Annotated in this window: 10 protein-coding genes and 1 tRNA gene; 3 read left to right on the top strand and 8 right to left on the bottom strand. The window is 69.5% G+C overall.

Annotation, left to right across the window (positions count from 1 at the left end):
- Window positions 1-55 precede the first annotated feature (55 nt).
- The 3 genes from ACFTWP_RS14250 (at window position 56) to ACFTWP_RS14240 (ending at window position 4,414) form a co-directional block, all read left to right on the top strand.
- The gene (locus ACFTWP_RS14250) at window positions 56-1,009 is read left to right on the top strand and encodes a carbohydrate ABC transporter permease (protein ID WP_380264789.1); all 954 of its coding nucleotides are present in this window, start codon (window positions 56-58) and stop codon (window positions 1,007-1,009) included.
- 463 nt (window positions 1,010-1,472) lie between these two features.
- The gene (locus ACFTWP_RS14245; RefSeq protein ID WP_380264788.1) at window positions 1,473-4,214 is read left to right on the top strand and encodes an NPCBM/NEW2 domain-containing protein; all 2,742 of its coding nucleotides are present in this window, start codon (window positions 1,473-1,475) and stop codon (window positions 4,212-4,214) included.
- 126 nt (window positions 4,215-4,340) lie between these two features.
- Window positions 4,341-4,414: transfer RNA gene (locus ACFTWP_RS14240), tRNA-Met, on the top strand.
- Between the two features lie 202 nt (window positions 4,415-4,616).
- Here the strand turns inward: ACFTWP_RS14240 and ACFTWP_RS14235 are convergent.
- From ACFTWP_RS14235 to ACFTWP_RS14200, 8 genes are all read right to left on the bottom strand, one after another.
- Window positions 4,617-4,838, bottom strand: a complete 222-nt coding sequence (locus ACFTWP_RS14235; RefSeq protein WP_380264787.1) for a hypothetical protein — start codon at window positions 4,836-4,838, stop codon at window positions 4,617-4,619.
- A gap of 312 nt (window positions 4,839-5,150) precedes the next feature.
- Window positions 5,151-5,456, bottom strand: coding sequence for a putative quinol monooxygenase (locus ACFTWP_RS14230; RefSeq protein ID WP_380264786.1), 306 nt, complete (start codon window positions 5,454-5,456; stop codon window positions 5,151-5,153).
- 390 nt (window positions 5,457-5,846) lie between these two features.
- The gene (locus tag ACFTWP_RS14225; protein ID WP_380264785.1) at window positions 5,847-7,064 is read right to left on the bottom strand and encodes a DNA cytosine methyltransferase; all 1,218 of its coding nucleotides are present in this window, start codon (window positions 7,062-7,064) and stop codon (window positions 5,847-5,849) included.
- An 82-nt stretch (window positions 7,065-7,146) separates the two neighbouring features.
- Window positions 7,147-9,021 carry a DUF6339 family protein gene (locus tag ACFTWP_RS14220; protein ID WP_380264784.1) on the bottom strand — a complete coding sequence of 625 codons (1,875 nt, stop codon included), beginning with the start codon at window positions 9,019-9,021 and terminating at the stop codon, window positions 7,147-7,149.
- Window positions 9,021-9,926 (bottom strand): hypothetical protein, encoded by a 906-nt coding sequence (locus tag ACFTWP_RS14215; protein ID WP_380264783.1) that lies wholly within the window; start codon window positions 9,924-9,926, stop codon window positions 9,021-9,023. The genes ACFTWP_RS14220 and ACFTWP_RS14215 overlap by 1 nt, the downstream gene beginning before the upstream one ends.
- Window positions 9,923-11,803 carry a hypothetical protein gene (locus tag ACFTWP_RS14210; protein WP_380264782.1) on the bottom strand — a complete coding sequence of 627 codons (1,881 nt, stop codon included), beginning with the start codon at window positions 11,801-11,803 and terminating at the stop codon, window positions 9,923-9,925. Before ACFTWP_RS14210 ends, ACFTWP_RS14215 begins: the two co-directional genes overlap by 4 nt.
- Window positions 11,800-12,813, bottom strand: coding sequence for a PD-(D/E)XK motif protein (locus ACFTWP_RS14205; protein WP_380264781.1), 1,014 nt, complete (start codon window positions 12,811-12,813; stop codon window positions 11,800-11,802). Before ACFTWP_RS14205 ends, ACFTWP_RS14210 begins: the two co-directional genes overlap by 4 nt.
- Window positions 12,813-15,416: a Z1 domain-containing protein gene (locus tag ACFTWP_RS14200; protein WP_380264780.1), complete on the bottom strand. Its 2,604-nt coding sequence runs from the start codon at window positions 15,414-15,416 to the stop codon at window positions 12,813-12,815. Before ACFTWP_RS14200 ends, ACFTWP_RS14205 begins: the two co-directional genes overlap by 1 nt.
- Window positions 15,417-15,570: the final 154 nt, after the last annotated feature.

Here is a 15,570-nt window from a genome sequence, read left to right as displayed (position 1 = left end):
TCATCATGGTGCTGCTCTTCCTCAAGGTCAGCCGCTGGAACGAGGGAGACAACTGATGACCCACCCCACCACCACCGACACCGCAAACACCGGCAACGGCACCGCAGACACCGGCACCCTCGCGAAGAGCCCCACCAAGGCCACCCGCACCCCCACCGGCACCGCCGGCACCGCAACCACCAGGCCCCGCAGGACGATCCGCCCCCGCACCCTGGTCATCACCGCCGTCGCCTGGCTACTCGCCGCACTCTTCCTCATCCCCTACCTGGAGATGATCGTCACCGCCCTGCGGCCCGCCGACGAACTCCGCGACGCCGGCTACCTCCCCAGCCACTTCGCATGGTCCAACCTCATCAAGGTCTGGACCGACTCCACCCTCGGCGGCAACCTCCGCGTCACCCTCCTCGTCGCCGCCGGCTCCACCCTCCTCGTCCTCCTCGTCGCCCTCCCCGCCGCCTACTACACCGCCCGCATCAAATACCGCGGCCGCACCCTCTTCCTCCTCCTCGTCCTCGTCACCCAGATGTTCCAACCCACCTCCCTCCTCGTCGGCCTCTACCGCGAGTTCTTCCAGTTCGGCATGCTCAACTCCGTCTGGACCCTCATCATCTGCAACGCCGCCTTCAACCTCGCCTTCGCCATCTGGATCCTCACCGCCTACATCTCCTCCATCCCCGTCGAACTGGAGGAAGCAGCCCAGATCGACGGCCTCGGACGACTCGGCGCCCTCCGCCGCGTCACCATCCCCCTCGCCATGCCCGGCATCGTCACCGCCCTGATCTTCACCTTCATCTCGGCCTGGAACGAATTCGTCATGGGCCTACGCCTCACCACCGTCCCCGAAAGCCAACCCCTCACCGTCGGCATCAACAACTTCATCGGCAACTACACCGTCCAGTGGAACTACCTCTTCGCCGGATCCGTCGTCGCCATCCTCCCCGTCATCGTCCTGTTCGCCTTCATCGAACGACAGGTCGTCTCCGGCCTCACCGCCGGATCCGTCAAGTAGCACCGACACCCGCCGGCCCCACCCGCGTACGGGCAGGTTGCCCCTGCCCGCCGCGGCCGGCTCACGCCTGCGCGCGCGACTGCCGCCGGACGGCGCCCGAGCGAGTTCCTCAGCAACCGCCGCGAGCCGGAGCGGAGTTCGCGCGCAGGGCAGGCGTGCGCGGTGCGCCCGCGAGGGAGGCGTACGAGAGACCGTGCGCGGTGCGCGTGCGGGGCGTCCGGGTCGGGCCCGCATCGAGGCCGAGCCGCAACTCCCGGGATTGAACGCCCGGTTGAGGTGCGTACCGCCACCGACCCATCCCACGTGCGCTGTTCTGCGTGAATGACGGCCTCTTCAGGCACCGTCACGCAGTCCTTCGCGATGACCGTCACTCGATCCATGCGGTCGACGGCATTGTCACGACCCGGTCATCTGCGCTATATCTGCACCATCAATGCTCAGTTCTGCCGACCAAGGGGTCCTAGTGCGCAAAACTTTGCACCACCGCCGTCGAATCCAGCATCGCGGCGCCACCCTCGTCCTCGCCGCCGCCCTCGCCGTGGGCGGCGTCACGGCCGGCCCGGCGCTCAGCACGCCCGCGGCCGCCGCCACCACCTCGGTGGGCGCGGTCACCGCCTTCGCCGCCAACGGCGCCGTCTACACGCTCGGCGCGGGCGCCGCGAAGGCCCGGGTCAGCTTCGTCACCGACCAGGTCTTCCGGATCGAACTCGCCCCGACCGGGACCTTCACCGATCCCACCGGTACCGACATCGTGCTGCCGCAGGGCCCCGCGCCCACCAGCAGTTGGCGCGACGCCGGCGACCGCTACGAGCTCTCGACCGCCTCGCTCACCCTGCGCGCCTACAAGTCCGCCCTGCGCTTCGCCCTGTACCGGGCCGACGGCAGCAAGGTCTGGGAGGAGAGCGCCCCGCTCTCCTGGGACGGCAAGGCCACCACCCAGACCCTGGCCCGCGGCTCCGCCGAGCAGTTCTTCGGCACCGGTGAGCAGAACGGCTCCTTCACCTACCGGGACCGCACCGTCCAGGTCGGCGTCGACGGCAACTGGAACGAGGGCGGCCACCCCAACTCCGTCCCGTTCTACCTCTCCACGGCCGGCTACGGCGTCTACCGCAACACCTACGCGCCCGGCACCTACGCCTTCACCAGCCCCGTGAAGGCCACCGAGCAGGAGATGCGCTTCGACGCGTACTACTTCGCCGGGCCGGGCCCCAAGGACGTCATCGGCCAGTACACCGCACTGACCGGCAAGCCCTTCCTGCCGCCCGTCTACGGTCTGGAGATGGGCGATTCGGACTGTTACCTGCACAACGCCAACCGGGGCGAACGGCACACCCTGGACGCCCTGAAGGTCGCCGACGACTACGTCGCCAACGACATGCCCAACGGCTGGATGCTGGTCAACGACGGCTACGGCTGCGGCTACGAGAACCTCGCCCAGACCGCCCAGGGCCTCCAGCAGCGCGGGATGCAGCTCGGCCTGTGGACCGAGAACGGGCTCAGCCAGTTGGCCGACCAGGTCCGGGCCGGCCAGCGGGTGGCCAAGCTCGACGTCGCCTGGGTCGGCGGCGGCTACAAGTTCGCCCTGGACGGCTGCAAGGACGCCTACCAGGGCATCGAGGCCAACAGCACCGCCCGCGGCTTCACCTGGGCCCCCGAGAGCTGGTCCGGCGCGCAGCGCTGCGGCGTGCAGTGGAGCGGTGACCAGTCCGGGAGTTGGGACTACATCCGCTGGCAGATCCCGACCTACGCGGGCGCCACGATGTCCGGGATGGCGTACAACACCGGTGACGTGGACGGCATCTTCGGCGGCAGCGCCAAGACCTACACCCGCGACCTGCAGTGGAAGTCCTTCCTCCCGGCCGTCATGTCGATGGACGGCTGGGCACCGAGCGACAAGCAGCCGTACAAGTACGGCGAGCCGTACACCTCGATCAACCGCAAGTACCTCAAGCTCAAGGAATCGCTGCTGCCGTACATGTACAGCTACGCCGCCGAGGCCGGCCGTACCGGCGTCGGCCCGGTCCGCCCGCTGGCCCTGGAGTACCCCGACGACCCGGTGACGGCCACCGACGCGGTGAAGTACGAATTCCTCAGCGGCCAGGACTTCCTGGTGGCGCCGGTCTACGCCGACACCTCGGTACGCGACGGGATCTACCTCCCCAAGGGCACCTGGGTGGACTACTGGACCGGTCGCAGCTACCAGGGCCCGACCACCGTGAACGGCTACAGCGCACCCCTCGACACCCTGCCGCTGTTCGTCAAGGCCGGTGCCGCGGTGCCGATGTGGCCCGGCATCAGCTCCTATCAGGACCGCACCGCCGACTCACCGCTCGCCTGGGACGTCTACCCGCAGGGCCGCAGCTCCTTCGCCCTGTACGAGGACGACGGCGTCACCCGCGAGCACCGGGCCGGGCGATCGGCCCAGCAGACGGCCGTGGTGGACGCGCCGACCACCGGCGCCGGCCTGGTCCGGATCGACGTCTCCGCCAGCGTCGGCGACTTCACCGGCAAACAGGCCTCCCGGCCGTACCTGTTCACCGTGCACAGCACCACCGCGCCCGGCACCGTGAGCCTGGGCGGGCGCCAACTCCCGCACCTGAGCACCAAGTCGGCCTTCGATGCGGCCACCGAGGGCTGGTGGTACGACAGTTCCGACCGCAGTGGCGTGATCCAGGTGAAGACGGCCGCACTCAGCACGGCCACCGCGTTCCAGCTCGTGCTCGACGGTGCGAGCGCGGTCGGCGGCAGTGCCACCCAGCCCGGGCCGACCACCGACAGCTGGGCGAGCGACCTGCCGTGGACCTCCTCGGTGAACGGCTGGGGCCCGGCGGAACGCGACCGCAGCAACGGCGAGCAGGGCGCGGCCGACGGGCACGCCCTCACCCTCAACGGCACCACCTACGCCAAGGGCATCGGTGTGCACGCGGACTCCGACATCGCCGTGCAGACCGGCGGCCACTGCTCCTCGTTCACCGCCACGGTCGGCGTCGACGACGAGATCAACGGCTACGGCGACGTGGTCCTCTCCGTGGTCGCGGACGGCGTGACGCTCTGGACCTCGCCCACCCTCACCTGGCAGACACCGCCGCTGGCGGTGGACGTCCCGCTCGGCAGCGCCCGGGACGTCCACCTGAAGGCCACCGTGGTGGGCACCAAGACCGGCGACCACGCCGACTGGGGGGCCGCCCGCTTCCACTGCGCCTGAGCGGTTCCGGGACGCTCCGGGCCCGTCCGGGCCGCCTCGGGAGGGCATCGGGGCGGCCCGCGGACGCGGCCGGCGGAGAACCTGGTCGGCCGGAGCGGTTTCATGCCGTAGTGTTCTACCTACCGACGCGGGGTGGAGCAGCTCGGTAGCTCGCTGGGCTCATAACCCAGAGGTCGCAGGTTCAAATCCTGTCCCCGCTACTGCGAAGTAGTAGAAGTACGCGAAAGGCCCGGTGCAGCTGCACCGGGCCTTTCGCGCGTCGCGCCTTCTTCGGCCGTGTCGCAGTCGCGCTGCCCGCGGGTGGCCGCCATGTCGGTCGGGCGATGCCGGGAAGTGCCCGTACCGGGAAGTGCCGGTGCCAGGAATTGTCGGTGCCGGGAAGTGCCGATGCCTGAGGAAGTGCTAGGCGGCGCGATGCTGGGGGCAGGCGCAGGGCGGCCAGTAGCCGCTCGCCAGCGGGGCGGGGTTCACCGGCGTGTACTCGGCCGGCGACTCCTGCTGACCCGTCGGCTGCCCGTTCGCGTCCACCCGGTACGTCCTGATCCACATCCTGCCGGTCGCCCGGTCGGACTCCTCCGACGTCGCGCTGCTGGCGGATACGCCAGCGTCAGTGCTGGTGATCATGGGGCTCTCCTTTGGCCGGCCAATCTGTTCGTTCAATAAACAAACAGGCGATTCAGGGCCTGCCGTGCATCGACTCCCCCGAAGGTAAGCCAACACCCGGCGGTTTCGGAAGCGAACCGACAGCAATGCTTCGACTTATGAACAGAAAACCTGCCGATTCTCGCTCTTTGACTACAGGTAGCAGCAACTGGCGACGGGGCGGCTACTCCCGGTGTGTCCGGCCCGCCCCCACCCCCGTCGGATCCCGAAGGCTCGAACGCCCGGCACCGCCCCGGCACCCCCGCCGCCGTCTCCGGCTCCTCGTCCCGCGGGTCACTCGGACCCCTTCACCGCGAGGACGTCGACGAGCCGGATGTCGGGCGCCGCCGCGAGCAGGTCGTCGCCGACCGTGGCCAGCGCCGCCGGAATCCGGCCGGACAGATGAGCCTGCCGGGCCGGCTCGTCGGCGAACGCGTCGAAGATCCCGAAGGTGGCGCCGTCCACCTGGAACGCGTACCAGACCCGCGTCCCCGCCTCCTCCTCCACGACGGCGCGACCGCCCCTGAGGAACTCCGCCACCTCCGCCTCCCGCCCCGGTTTGGCGGTGAGAAGAGCGAGCACACCCAGCTTGAGCGTCATGTCTGTCTCCCGGAGATCGGACGACGGCCGCACGCACCCGCGCACGACCACGGTCCGACGGTACGATCCCGCACCCCCGTCGGCACGGCGGGACGGCCGTCCCGGGGAACGGAGGGCGGTGGGGGGCGGGCGCCGACGGCGGCGGCTGAGCGATACGGCCGGCCGTACGCCCCAGGGGGGCCGCCTGCAGAGGGCTCTCGGCCCTCCTGCCATGGGGAGTATCCATAGGGCGAGGCTCACGGCAGGGCGCCCGTGGAGATCCATCCATCTCAAGACGGAGACAGTACATCTCCATCTGTCTCACTGGATCTCGGCAGTTCACAGGCATAAAGAAGCCCTCCCGGTGAGATCACCAGGAGGGCAGCGGACGAGGCGGCCTGTACGCCGGGTTCAGACAGAAGGTCGGTCGCACGCCGACAGGTACTCGTCGATCGCCTTACCGATCGCGGCGCCCAGCCCGACCGGAACCGCGTTGCCGATCTGGCGGGCGATCTGGATCTTCGACCCGTGCCACTTGAAGTCCGGTGGGAAGCCCTGGATCAGGGCGGCCTCAAGGTGGGTGATCGGCCGATCCGCCGTCGGGTGCAGATAGCGACCCTTCTCCGGCTTGTAGAACTCCGTCCGGATGGTCACCGAGGGCCGGTCGGCGTGCAGGCGCCCCATCACGTCGCCCGAGCCGTTGTTGTGGCGGTCCCAGCTCACGGTCGAGAGCGGGACTACCTCACCCTCGATGAGCGCCGTCTTGTGGCGCAGGTCCTTTCGATTGCCGCCCTTCGGGATCGCGGCGTAGCGGGCCAGCGAAAGCGGTCGGGGCGTACGGCCGATGTGAAGCTCGGTGGTCCTGTACGGCCCCGGGACGCCTTCCCCCGTCTCCCGGCCGTCGGGCAGGTCGAGCCCGTCAACGGTCTTCGGGACCAGGTCGAAGACGTCCGCCTGCACTGTGCGCCACAGCGGCCGCCCAGTAAGGTCCTGCGTGCGGGCGTGGGTCGGCTCGGGGTGCCGAAGCGGGCGGCGACTGGGGTGGCGCGCGATGACGTCCTTGCGGGTGCCGATCACGATCGCCCGCCGCCGTGCCTGCGGCACTCCGTAGTCCGCCGCGTTGAGCACCGCGGGAACGATCAGATAATCGCCGAGCCTGTCGTCGTCCAGGGCGCTTTCCAGGTCCGCGAACTGTGGGGAGCGCATGAAGCGGTCGACGTTTTCGATGATGAAGATCTTCGGACGAATCTGTTGGACGACCCGCACATACTCCTTCCAGAGGAGGTTGCGCGGATCGTCGGGATCCTCCTTGCCAAGGCCCGAGAAGCCCTGGCATGGGGGGCCGCCCACGATGACGTCGGCCTTCCCGGCCTCCTCCGACGGCTGCCAGCCCGTGATGTCCACATTGGCCACGTGCCCGCCGAAGTTGGCGGCGTAGGTCGCCGCGGCGGCCTCATCGAACTCCACCGCCGCGATGCTGCGAAACGGGCTACGGTCCGCGCCCGCCGGCCGGTACGACCTGGTCAGGCCAGCGGTGAAGCCCCCGGCCCCGGAGAACAGGTCCACCACGGTCAGCTCCCTCGGGGAGCCGTCCTCGTGCTGGATGGGATCAGATTCGCGGATGGGCATGATGTCGCATTCTACTGTGTGATCAGGGCGGACGGATCCGCCGAGCGGATGTGGTGGTGTCAAGGGGCCCCGTCTCACGCCCTCACCTCACGCCCTGAAGAACGTTCAGAAGGCTCCGCCCCAGCGCGCGGGCCATGACCGGCGGAACGGCCTGACTGATCTGGCGATACACGGAGGTCTTCAGCCCCTGAACCTTCCAGTCGGACGGGAGACCCTGCAGGAGGGCGACCTGCTCCAACGTGAGACGCAGCAGCCCCTGGTTGGGCGGGGCGTCGTGGTCCAGCACGAAATCCGGTCTGGGCGGCCCGTCCCCGAGGCTCCCGCCGTACACACCGAGGCGGGCCCACATGGCCTTGGTGCGGGACGGACCCAGGTCCGCACCGCCGCGGCCGGTGGCGCCGCCCACGATCAGAGGGGCCGGTACGCGCGCCTGAGCGGCCCATTCCTCGGCGTGTGACCATCCCGCCGAGGCCATCGAGGGCAGCAGGGTCTCGCCGAGGGTCGGACGCCGCCCCTCAAGCGGGCCCGGCCAGGAGAAGCGCTTCATGTCCGCGGCGGACATGGCCGCCGCGAAGACGTGCACCCGGTTCTGCGGGACGTTGAAGTTGACGGCCTGGAGCTCGCCCCAGTCGAGCTCGAAGCCGAACTCCTCGACCAGTTCGAGGAGCATGGACCTGGCGTCCTCGAACTTCGGCTTCTCCTTGAAGTCCGGGATGTTCTCCAGCACCAGAATTCGGGGCCGAACGGCCCGCGCCAGCCGTAGGGCTCCCTGCAACGCGTCCCTGGGGTCACTGGTGGCGCCCTGCCGACCCGCCGAGGTGTAGGGGGACCGCGGAAGTCCACAGACCAGGAGGTCCGCGCCGGTCACGAGCACCGGATCACCCGGGTCGACGGACGCCAGATCGCCCGTCACCACCCGCCACGCGGGACGGTTGATCCGAAGCGTTTCGCAGCTGTCCTTGTCGATCTCCACCGCCGCGGCGATGTCGAAGCCCGCCTGCTCCAGTCCAAGGGCAAGGCCGCCCACGCCGGCGCACAGGTCTATGACTGTGGGCCGTCGCCCGCCCGACGAAGCCGCGTCGGGCGACGCCGCGACCGCCGGCCCGCCCGCAGCTGACCGCGGCCCTGGGACCGTCGCCGGTACGACGGGGGCATCGCGCCGGCCCGCGCTTTCCGCCACGCCGGTAGTCGCCCGCAACGACTCGGCGACCAAGGCTCTCAGCTCGTCGTCTAGGTCCTCCTCGCCGAGCGCGTCGAACGAGACGAAGGCCCTAAGCCGAAGGATCCGCTTGAGGAAGTCGCGAAAGACCGTCCGGTCGGCGACCTCCTCGTCCTCGGGGATGTCGAACTCCTGCCAGACGCGGAGAATGCCGCAGACCAGGTGCGCGCTGGCCCCGATGGAGGTACGTCTGGCGAAAACCTGGTCGAACGCCTCTTCCCCCAGCACCGCGAGGGCGTCGAAGAGGTCCTCCCGGTCCAGCCTCGCGCCGCCGACAAGATGCGCCCGCCACCAGAGGCGCCCGAACACGTGGCGGGTGATGTCGCGGCCGGTGACCCGTCGCGGGTTGAAGCCGGGAAAGCGCCACGCCGCGACGTCGGGCATGACCACTAGCGATAGAAAAGCCCACAGTTGTGGGGAGAGGGCCTCGGCCGGCATGATGCCGGCCTCCTGGTAGAGGATCTGCGCCACGTCCATGTCAAAGCGCGCCGCGTCCCGACGGCTGGGCGGCCTGCTCGACGCCTGTGGGTACCCGTTCTCGGTGGCCTTGGCCAGAATCGCGGATCGAAGCACCGCCAACCGGTCGGCGGGCAGCCGACTTCCACCGGTCGCCGCGTAATACATGGAGGGGTGGGCGACGGCCGCCCGGCCGGCCAGCGCCTCGGGTGTCTCCCCGCGGTGTTCCGCATACAGCTCGTCGATCGCCGACGGCAACAGCTGCGGCATGAGAAAGACCATCAGGAATCCTTTGCGAACAGCCCGACGGCGCCCTGAACCCGGGCAGAGAAGAGCGACGGCTCGCTCTCGTGGAGCCGGCGGAGTCCGTCCAACGAGGTTTCGGGGAAGCGGGTGCGCACGATCCCGAGCAGGAGGTGCCCCAGGGTCTCCGACTCGTACTGCGCGTCGTCTTGCAGCTCCGGGTTGCGGACCGCGTGCTCGATCAGCAACCGGACCACGTCCGCCTGCACGGCGGCATGGATCAGGCGGTCCGCGACCGACGGCTGTCCGGCGCGCTGCATGGCCTCAAGGACCAGCGGGACCCTGCTGTTCACCAGAAGGACCATCGCCCCCATGGCGGCGGCCGCAGGATCCGGCCCCACGGACAGGTACCACGGCGCGTCGGCCGGGTACCCCTGCGCCTCGAAGTCGACAACCGTCATCGGGAACTGGGAGTCGTCGCCCTGCAGCCGGACCTGCGCCTCGTCGCGCCACAGCACCGAGCCCGCGCGGCGCGCGGTGAGCGGGGCGGCGTCCGGGACCCTCGCCGCGAGCACGAGCTGGGTGTCGAGCGTCAGCACGCCACCGCTGTCCCGGCCCCGCACGGTGAAGGCAATCGGAACGGTCAGAGCACCATGCGCGGGAAGCGGGACGTGCTCAGCCCGCACCCGTAGGCCCGATCCCGAGGAGCTCCAGACAACCGCCAGCGCCAGCCGCGCGTCCGCTGGAAGGCCTACGGACTCCCGGACGGCGTCGACGTCAATGCGGACCTCGCGCTCCAACCGAAGGTCGAACTGGTAGTCCCAGCCCGGCACATAGGGCGGCAACGGACTACGCCCCTCCCCGTCCAGCCGAACCATCCACCCCTCGGCGCCGATGTCCCCGGCGCGCGGACGACGGTAGGGGTGCACCTGACGGGCGTTCACAAGGCCTCACCTTCGGCGCTTACGGCCATCTCGGTGACGGTGTCGGGAGCGGGGGTTACGACGAGCGACCACACGCGGTCGTCCCGCTCCGTGACGCTCAATACAGGCGAGGCGACCAACGGGCCCGCCTCCGGCAGCCAGCCGACGACCTCCGGTACCGCCGCTCCTTCCGGCGGGGTGTCCTCGCGCCCTCCCCCGCCAACCGAGACGGCCAGCACGGCGCTCACCTCCTGGGCACCGGGGTCGAGCAGCTGAAAGCGCTGGATCAGCACCGGGGCACCGGCGAGGGTGTCCAGACGGGCTTCGTCCAGGTAACGCACCCGCGCAGTGCGCCGACCATGGCCCACGCCCGTTGCGAAGCCCCGACCGGAGTAGTGGCGCGCCCCGGCGCCGCCCGCGCCCGAACTGGTGCGCCCAGGCCGGGCCGGCGGGGTGAACACGGACGTCCCTCCCTGACCCGGCGCCCCGGTCATGAGGCCCGACATAAGCCGGCTCATGTGGGCCAGGGAGACGCCCTCCCCCACTTCGTCGGTCGCTGTGCGAGGCGTGGACGCCTCCCGCATCGCCCGCTTGACCTCTCTGAGGGCCTGGTTCGCGAGGCGGTGGTCGTCGCCGGACAGCTTCTCCACGAGCCAGTCATCGTGGGTGGCGGGCTCGCTGGCGGCGAACACCCGGTCCATGCCCGAGTCGGCGCGGAAGACAGCCGCGTAGCCCATCGCCTCCTCGGCCGGGGCCGGTCCCTCCAGGTACTTCACCACCAGGTCAACGGGGCGCATCAGACACGTGTGGTGGACCCGTTCGACGACGCCCGCCTGCCTGGCCACCGCCGAGGGCCGCCCCATCGGATTGATGAGCGGCTTCAGGCCGAAGGTACCCAGCGTCCGCTTGAGACCCCGGTGTTCGACGGTTCTGTCCATCGCCCGGTAGGCGTGGACGAAAGGCGCCAAATGGGGCACGGTCGTGGGATCCGCCACCGGCACCTCCCAGCCCTCGTTGACCACGGACAGTCGCAACGGCGGCCTGCCGTCCGCCCCGGGCAACATCTTGGGCCACAGGTTCCACACCATCGCGTCGGCGATCCAGCGCATCGCCTCGTCCGCGTCGCGTTCGCCAAGGACCGGGTCGACGATCGCGACGGTGGTGCCCGTGGCCCCCTCAGGGAACGGGTGCAGCCCAAGCTGCCGGGCCACGTCATCGGCCTCCGCGCCGACCAGCGGCTCGACGTACCTGAGGCCGCCCTGCCCGGCCCCGTCCCTGACGTCACCCCAGTAGTGGCGACCGGTGAACGACTTGACGCCGTGGATGGTCTCGGTGGAGTACTTCTCATGGATGGCCCACCCGATCAGGCGGGTCTCAAGTCGCCCGGCCACCCTGCACCGGGTGTATACCAGCACGGTGTGCGCGGCGGAGGCCAGATGGAACACGACCTTGCCGGCTCCGTACGTACCGCCCCGGTTCTCAGTGTCCTGCGAGTCGCCGATGTTGCGTACGAAGGCGACGAAGTCGGACGATTCGTCCGACACCACGTCGGCACGGGTGGGACCGCCGAGCCCCTTCGTGCCCAGGTCCGTGACGGTGAGCAATCTCGGAGCCCCGCGCTGAAGCGAGGCCCGCAGCGGCAGGTGCACGGGCGTCGGGGCGTCCTGCTCAAGCAGCCTTCTCCACATGGGCGCCTCGGAGGGGCGCAGAGTGCGGAGTTCGACCCGGTATTCGACCGGACCGTCGCCGATCCGGGCATCCCAGCTGTTCTGGACCGACTCGCGAACGAGGAGCGTCAACCCGTCGAGTCCCGTGGCATCGAGGCGGCGCAGCAACGAGGCACCGCCGCTGCCGCCACCCGGGCCGTGCTGTTCGGACAGCCATCGTGCTGCGGTCACGGCGCTCCCCCGACCCGTGCGAGGAGGTGGTCGATCTCGTCCTCAGCAAGCGGTTCGGTCTGCACGCCGCCGAGGTCGACGGTGTAGGCGACGTCCGACACCGCTGCGGGCACCCCGCCGACGACCGACGCCGGGGTCAGACGCGGGAACCTCTCGTCGACCCGGTACCACCTGCTCTCGACTGGCCGCAGCCGCCGCTCGTACTGGTGATCGCCGACGACGGGTCGGTACCCGGCCCGCATCAGCTTGGAGAGGAGCTCGTGCTGGTCGTCGCAGAGGTCCCGGACGTGCTGGACCAGTTCGGGCAGGCTCGGACCATCGGGGTGGTCCTCAAAGCGGTGCCAGCCCAGCAGGAGCTCCCCGCCGGCTGGCACCTCCAACTGGTCGAGGCCGTGCACCTGGACCAGCCTGCGTTCCGACGCCCCGGCGGTGCTCTTCACCTCGACCGCGTGGCGACCATCCGTGAAGTCGTGCCGGCCGCCCTCGGGCCCCGCCCAGTAACGGGTGGCACCAGGATCGGCCTCCAGCATCCTCGACAGCACGGTCAACTCGCCGTGCAGACCGAGGAGCTGCTCCTGAGTGAGAGCCCTCGGGCCACCTGCGAAGAGCCTGCGCCAACGGTCGACGACGGCCAACGCCGTTCGGTACGGACGCTCGCCGTTCGCCTCCAACGCCACTAGGACGTCGCGGCAGAGCCCGGTGAAGACGTCGTCGAGTTCGCGCAGCGAGCAGGTGATGTCCGCGTACCTGCCGTAGCTCTCGTCGTCCTGCAGGGGGCGCTCGAAGATGCGCAGCGCCGCCCCGACCGTGCCCCCGGTGATCGTCTGACGGCGCTGAAGCGGTATCAGCAGGTGCCGGAACCCGTGGCCGTCCACCGCGGCGAGCAGCCGCCCGAAGTCGGTGTCGACGGGGAGCTCCGATGTGCGCACGACGTCCGCCCGGCCGGACGCGGCACCACCGAGCACCGCCCAGTGCTCCTCAAGGAGGTCCTGAAGGCCGCCCCCGGACATCACAGCTGCTCCTCGTAGAGAGCCGCCGCGAGGTCCTCCTCCGGCAGGGCGTCCAGGTCGTCGTTGGGCACGACGCCCGAGAGGTCCGCACTGAACCACTCAACCCGGGTGTCCTCGCCCCGCGGCACCGGGAACACCATTCCCACGCCGATGACGTGTTCCACGGCGTCCAACGGCAGACGCTCCTTGCGTCGGGTGGGGGACGTCCGGTCGATCGGGTAGAGCACGAGCAGGCCGGTGTCGGGCGACTGGGTCTGCCGCGCCTGCTTGAGCATGTCCTCGGTGATCTTCTGTCCGACCCACTTCTCCAGGTCGAGGTCGACGCCGGCGTCGATCGGGTTCATCAGGGTCTTGATGTCCGCGGCGGCGGGGTCCCCGGTCCTCTGCTTCGCACGGACGATCCGGTCGACCGCGACGCCGGGCACGAACTCGTAGCGGGTGTCGGCCGATCCGGTCGGCGCGTTGCCAACGACCGCGACGTTCCAACGACGCAGCGAGCCGCCGTTTCCAGTGCGCGTCCGCCGCTCGATGTACTCCCTGATCAACCGCGTGTCGCAGTCGATCGACTTCTCGTGGAAGCGATACGAGTCGAGGAACTTGAGAACGGACGCGTGGGACACGTTGCGCAGGAGGTGTCTGCCCGGCCTGCCTCGGGTGGCGAGGTCCTCGTGGCGGGCGCCGTCGAGCCTCAACGCCTCGTCCAGAAGATCGCGGGCGGCGTTCTGGTTTCCGCGCAGCCACTCGGCGTCGTGGGCGTGGAAATAGCGCGTTTGAACACGCTGCCCGCCGTAGGAGGAGCTCGCCCTGATGGCGTCACGCATCTTCGTCGCCGCGGTGATCCGCAGCGCCGGGTGGCTGCGCAGCCGGACCGCGAAGGTGAGCGGCGTCTCGTCCTCCACCAGGTAGCGGTCGATGTCGCGACGCATCTCGGACTCGACGGTGGCGATGTGGCGGAACCAGTCGCGGAGGTCGTCGGGCATCCACACCCGGGGCAGATCGGCGTACCCCTTGCGGAAACCGAACCACCGCCCCATCTGCAGCAGCGTGTCGTAGGTCGAGGCACCCCGGACGAAGTAGCTGACGACCAGCCCCTCCAGGGTCAGCCCGCGCGAGAGGGTGTTGCCGCCGACGGCGATCGCCGTGACCGGGCCACTCTCGTAGTCAAGGCGTTCCACGCTGGTGGAGTTGTCCAGGATGATCCTGCAGTCCGCGAGGACGGCCGGGAGGTGCTTCAGCAGCCCGTCGAAGGAGGTCGCCTCCTCGCCGAACTCATCAGCCGCCACCCGTCCCGTCTCCCTGTGCCACATCGCCCGAAGCCCGTCCAGCGTCGCCTCGTCGCCGAGGTCGACCAGGGCGGCGACCTCGGAACGGAGGTCCTCCAGCGGGGCCTTGAAGCGCTCGTGCACGGTCGTGTTGACACTGGTGTGCACCAGCATCGTGGAGTGCGGGTTCCCCGTACCTCGAAAGCGGCGGGCGGCCGTGGCCAGCCAGAAGTAGAGCACCGAGTCGCGCAGCGCCCCGGCGATCTCGGGAACGAACTGCTCCAGCTCGTCCCGGCCCGGCCGGACCTGCGGGATTTCCTCGTAGGGGACCGTGCGGATCATGTCGTAGCCGTCGGGAGCGTCGTCCGGGTCCTCGCCGGCGATCGGCTGGCGCCCAAACAGCACCTCGGTGCCGAAGTGACCCTCGGGCTTGGGCAGGTTGACGATGAAGTCCCTCGGGTACAGGTCCTCGCTGGAGGGGTCGATGAGCAGGTTTGCGAAGGGCGTTGCTGTGTAACCAACGTAGCCGCCGCGCGGGAAGAGGTCGATGATCTCCCGGATCAGCGGGTTGGTGGTCTTCGAGGCCACACTGGCCTGGTCCGCCTCGTCGTCGATGATCAGAGTGGGACAGTTCTTCAGGTATTCCGGGGCCTTCTCAAGCCAGTTCTTGAGCTTGCGGAGTCTGGGGACGTTCTTCTTGACGACACACAGCACGTGCTGGCCATTGCTCTGGGCGAAGAAGGCCGCCGGGTTGCCGTGCGGCGGCTCGAAGTCCCCGTCGGGGCCGGTGAGCGCGTGCCACTGGTCGACTACCTGGTCCACGAGCTGGTCCTGCAACCGCAGCTGCGTCTGACGGCGCAGGCCGTTGTGCATGCCCGCCAGGACGATGAAGAACTTGTAACCGGCGTCCGCGGCCTTGGCGATGAGCGCCGTGAAGTTGGTGGTCTTGCCGGACTGGACGTACCCGACGACGAGCCCGCGGGTGGAGAACTCCTTCTCAAGCGGGTGGTCCAACATGGAGACGACCTTGGTGGACGCGTCGTCCAGACCGCGCAGGGAGGCCTTGTCCCAACCACCACCGCCAAGCAGTCCCTGGAGGGCGGGCCAGCAGCGGTCGCCCTCCTGGGGACCGACGTACCAGGTCCGCCGGTTGTTTCGGACGACCGACCCTGGCTGACGCCGCTCCCGAACCTCGATCGTCTCCTGCTGATGGCGTTCGCCGATGCGCCTAGCGAGCTCCTCGCTCATACCGAAGAGTCTGATCATGCTCAGCGCCTGTTCAGGCGTCTTCTGCTTGATCAGTTGCTTGAACTCCGCATACTGCCGATCGAACTCGTCCATGACGACGCCCGGCTCCCTGTCTCGCTGATTCGCCCACGCCCCACCCCTGGCATGACGGCGACAACCGGGCCCCGGCCAAGGATCGACTCGCGAAAACAGTACAGGCGCGATCGACTGTGGGCGTCACGGGGCAGGTCACGGGCCCGACGGCCGG

Origin of the sequence: Kitasatospora sp. NPDC057015 (assembly GCF_042673745.1) — a bacterium.
Lineage (GTDB): Bacteria > Actinomycetota > Actinomycetes > Streptomycetales > Streptomycetaceae > Kitasatospora.
The sequence above is the reverse complement of the archived record's forward strand: the minus strand, read 5'-3'. Positions and strand labels throughout refer to the sequence as shown.